Source organism: Protofrankia symbiont of Coriaria ruscifolia (assembly GCF_900634745.1).
GTDB classification, from domain to species: domain Bacteria; phylum Actinomycetota; class Actinomycetes; order Frankiales; family Frankiaceae; genus Protofrankia; species Protofrankia californiensis.
Map to the genome: position 1 here is coordinate 1 of NZ_CAAAFR010000202.1, position 3,793 is coordinate 3,793.

General features: G+C 59.4%; 2 protein-coding genes and 2 pseudogenes. 1 reads left to right on the top strand and 3 read right to left on the bottom strand.

Annotation, left to right across the window (positions count from 1 at the left end):
- Positions 1–525: pseudogene (locus tag CV1CTNOD_RS25150) on the top strand (hypothetical protein); the annotation flags it as partial.
- Positions 526–673: 148 nt separating this feature from the next.
- Here the strand turns inward: CV1CTNOD_RS25150 and CV1CTNOD_RS23550 are convergent.
- From CV1CTNOD_RS23550 to CV1CTNOD_RS28030, 3 genes and pseudogenes are all read right to left on the bottom strand, one after another.
- Positions 674–1,777, bottom strand: coding sequence for a Gfo/Idh/MocA family protein (locus CV1CTNOD_RS23550; RefSeq protein ID WP_131788139.1), 1,104 nt, complete (start codon positions 1,775–1,777; stop codon positions 674–676).
- A 137-nt stretch (positions 1,778–1,914) separates the two neighbouring features.
- Positions 1,915–3,585 carry a chaperonin GroEL gene (gene groL / locus CV1CTNOD_RS23555; protein ID WP_131788140.1) on the bottom strand — a complete coding sequence of 557 codons (1,671 nt, stop codon included), beginning with the start codon at positions 3,583–3,585 and terminating at the stop codon, positions 1,915–1,917.
- A 126-nt stretch (positions 3,586–3,711) separates the two neighbouring features.
- Positions 3,712–3,793 (bottom strand): annotated as a pseudogene (locus CV1CTNOD_RS28030) (co-chaperone GroES); the annotation flags it as partial.

A 3,793-nucleotide genomic window follows, 5' to 3' on the forward strand; every position in this document is an offset into this window, starting at 1 on the left:
ATCAAGAACTTCATTACTACGCTTCCAGCAGGAACCGAGATCTTTGTCGGCTACATGCAGAATGGGCGTGTCGTTCCCACGCAGCCGTTCATGACGAACCACGCTGCTGCTGCCGCTAACCTGCGTCTCCCGATGGGAGCGCCAGGGCTTAGTGCCAGCCCATACTTCTGCCTCTCAGATTTCCTGAAGAACTGGCCTGGTGGGGAAGGTGCTGATGCCTCCTTACCGATGGCTCGAAAGGCCCGCTTCATCATGATGCTGACCAACGGAGTGGTTCCATACAACGGCAGCGTCAGCCCGATGAATCAGAACAGTCCGTACGTCGACGCTGCAGTTACCGATGCTCAGCGGGCTGGTGTTCCCGTCTACTCGATCTATTACGGTGACGCCGGAATACGCGGAGGAGCAGCCAGCTTCAGCGGACAGAACTACCTGACCGAAGTGGCCGATGGCACGGGGGGACGTGCCTACTACCAGGGGATTGGCAGTCCCGTATCTCTGACCCGTTTTTCAAGCAGTTTGTAGCTTCCATCGCAGAGAGCTACATCGTCACCTACGAGGCCGAGGGAACGAGGTTGGTTGATCTCAATATCTCCACCAGCCTGCCGAAGACGAAGCTGCGTGCTCCGAAGCTCGTTCTTCCGGGAACGCAGCTGTCATCAGTGAACTAGTCTCAGCCCATCGTAATGCCGGCTGCGCGATAGATAGCCTGAATGTACTGCATGTCGCGCAGCCCCTCTTCGCCAGGAGTGTCTGGCGTTTTGTCTTCGAGGATGCACCGGGTGAAGTGATCAACCTGCGAGACGAAGTGGCTGGGGTCGTGAGCCGTGGATGTCTCATCCAGCTTGGTCAACGGAGCATTGCGGTCGCTGCGATAAGCTCCCTTGATCTGCTGCGCCTCGTAGTTGAAGTTGTCGAACTCCAGCCAGCCGTTCGCTCCAAAGACTTTGGCGAAACTGGGCATCTGCGCCCCGTATGTCGTCGAACAGCTGGCGACAATGCCGGAAGGGAAGCGCATCGTCCACGAAAGGCTCTCCTCAATATCCTTGAAGCGCTCGTCTTCTCTGTTCGAGGTTGCAACGGCTGTAAAGGCCACGGGCTCTTCTCCTGTGAGGTATCGCGTCGCGTTCAGGCAGTAGATGCCGACATCCATCAGCGGGCCGCCACCAGCCAATGCGTGTTGCGTGCGCCACTCGCCTTTGGCAATGTTGAATCCGTTTGCGCTGTTGATTGCCTGAACACTCCCCAGCGCGCCGGATTTGATCAACTGAATCGTCTTCAGCGTGAATGGCTCATAGTGCAGCCTGTAGGCGATCAGCAGCTTCACCTTGTTTGCCTTGCAGGCGGCGATCATGTCCTCTGCTTCCAGAACGGAGACCGACATCGGTTTCTCGCAGAGCACGTGCTTGCCCGCCTTGGCCGACCGGATGGTGTACTCCGCGTGCATGCTGTTCGGGAGACATACGATCACCGCATCGATAGCCTTGTTCTCGCGGATGCGGTCCATATCCTGGTAGCTGTAGATGGAACCCTTCGGCACGCCATATTGCGCTGCAATCTTTTCCGCTTTGTCCCTGTGGCCGCTCACCAGACCCGTGATCGTCGAGGTCGTTCCCTGAGCGATAGCTCGCATGTGATGGTCGGCGATACGTCCCAGTCCGATAATGCAGTAGCCGATCTTGCGTGGCGCCGCCTGCGCGAAAGCGGGAAACGTGGTGGAACTGGCGGCGATTCCCAGCGCCGTCATCCGGGTAAATTCTCTACGCGAGATCGTCATCGTTGGCATCGCTCCTGAAGTGCTTCATAGCAACGCGATAAGAATAGCCACATTTTTTCGGGACAGCAAAAAGCCCCGGGAATCTCCCGAGGCTCTTTGTCTTTTGCGGCGAAGCGCGTATCGCTGGACGTGTAGGACTAGTACATGCCGTCCATGCCACCGCCGTGGTTGTGGCCGCCAGCCGGAGCTTCCTTCTTCTCCGGAATCTCGGAGATGATGGCCTCGGTGGTGAGCAGCAGGCCCGAGATCGACGCCGCGTTCTGCAGAGCAGTGCGGGTCACCTTGGTCGGGTCGATGACGCCGGCCTTCACCAGGTCCTCGTAGACGCCAGTTCCGGCGTTGTAGCCGAAGTTCGCATCCTTGGATTCCAGGATCTTGCCGATCACAACTGCACCCTCTTCGCCCGAGTTCGAGACGATCGTGCGCAGGGGCTCCTCGATAGCGCGGCGGATGATCGAAGCACCGATCTTCTCGTCACCCTCAAGGGTCTTGATCAGAGCCTCAACCGCGGGAACCGTGCGGACCAGCGCAACGCCGCCGCCGGGGACGATACCCTCTTCGACAGCCGCGCGGGTCGCGTGCATCGCGTCCTCGACACGAGCCTTCTTCTCCTTCATCTCGGTCTCGGTCGCAGCACCAACCTTGATGACGGCAACGCCGCCAACCAGCTTGGCAAGACGCTCCTGCAGCTTCTCACGGTCGTAGTCCGAGGTGGTCTTCTCGATCTGCGCGCGAATCTCCTTCACGCGGCCCTCGATCTCCCCACCCTTACCGCCGCCGTCGACGATGGTGGTGTTGTCCTTGTCGATGGTCACGCGCTTCGCTGTGCCGAGGTCCTCGATCTTCACCGACTCGAGCTTGATGCCGAGGTCCTCGGTGATGGCCTTGCCGCCGGTCAGGATTGCGATATCCTGCAGCATCGCCTTGCGACGATCGCCGAAGCCGGGAGCCTTGACGGCAGCAACGTTCAGCGTGCCGCGCAGCTTGTTGACCACGAGAGTTGCGAGCGCCTCGCCGTCCACGTCCTCAGCGATGATGACGAGCGGCTTGGCCGTGCGGGCAATCTGCTCCAGCAGGGGAAGCAGGTCCTTCATCGACGAGATCTTCTTCTCGTAGATCAGGATGTAGGGGTTCTCGAGAGCAGCTTCCATGCGCTCTGCATCGGTCACGAAGTAGGGCGACAGGTAGCCGCGGTCGAACTGCATGCCCTCGACCACGTCCAGCTGCGTCTCCATCGTGCGCGACTCTTCAACGGTGATCACGCCGTCCTTGCCGACCTTGTTCATCGCCGCGGCGATGATCGTGCCGATCTGTGCGTCGGAGTTAGCCGAGATCGTGCCAACCTGGGCGATCATGTCGCCCGAGACAGGCTTCGAGAACTGGCTCAGAGCACCGCCCTGGATCACGCCATGCTCGTCACGCTTGCCGATGATGGCCTCGACAGCCTTGTCGATACCACGCTTGAGAGCTGTGGGGTTCGCACCGGCGGCAACCGTCTTCACGCCCTCGCGGAAGATGGCCTGGGCCAGAACGGTCGCGGTCGTGGTGCCGTCACCGGCGATGTCCGAGGTCTTCGAAGCGACTTCCTTCACCAGCTGCGCGCCAACATTGGCGATCGGATCGTTGATCTCGATCTCCTTGGCAACGGTCACGCCGTCCTTGGTGATCGTGGGCGAACCGAACTTCTTCTCGATAACGACGTTGCGGCCCTTCGGACCGAGCGTCACCTTCACTGCGTCAGCGAGGACGTTAACGCCACGCAGGATTGCCTGACGCGAATCTTCTCCATGCAGAATCTGCTTTGCCATTGCTTACTCCTCTATCGGCTCAAAAACCGAATCGAATTTTTGGTGTTGCCTGAGAAATGTCTTGTGCCGCAGCTTTCATTCCAACCGGGAATGGCGCCGAAAGGCGCATCTGCTGCATGCAATGCCTTACTTGAGGATGCCGAGGACTTCCTCTTCGCGCATGATCAGGAACTCTTCGCCGTCGAGCTTGATCTCGGTGCCGGAGTAC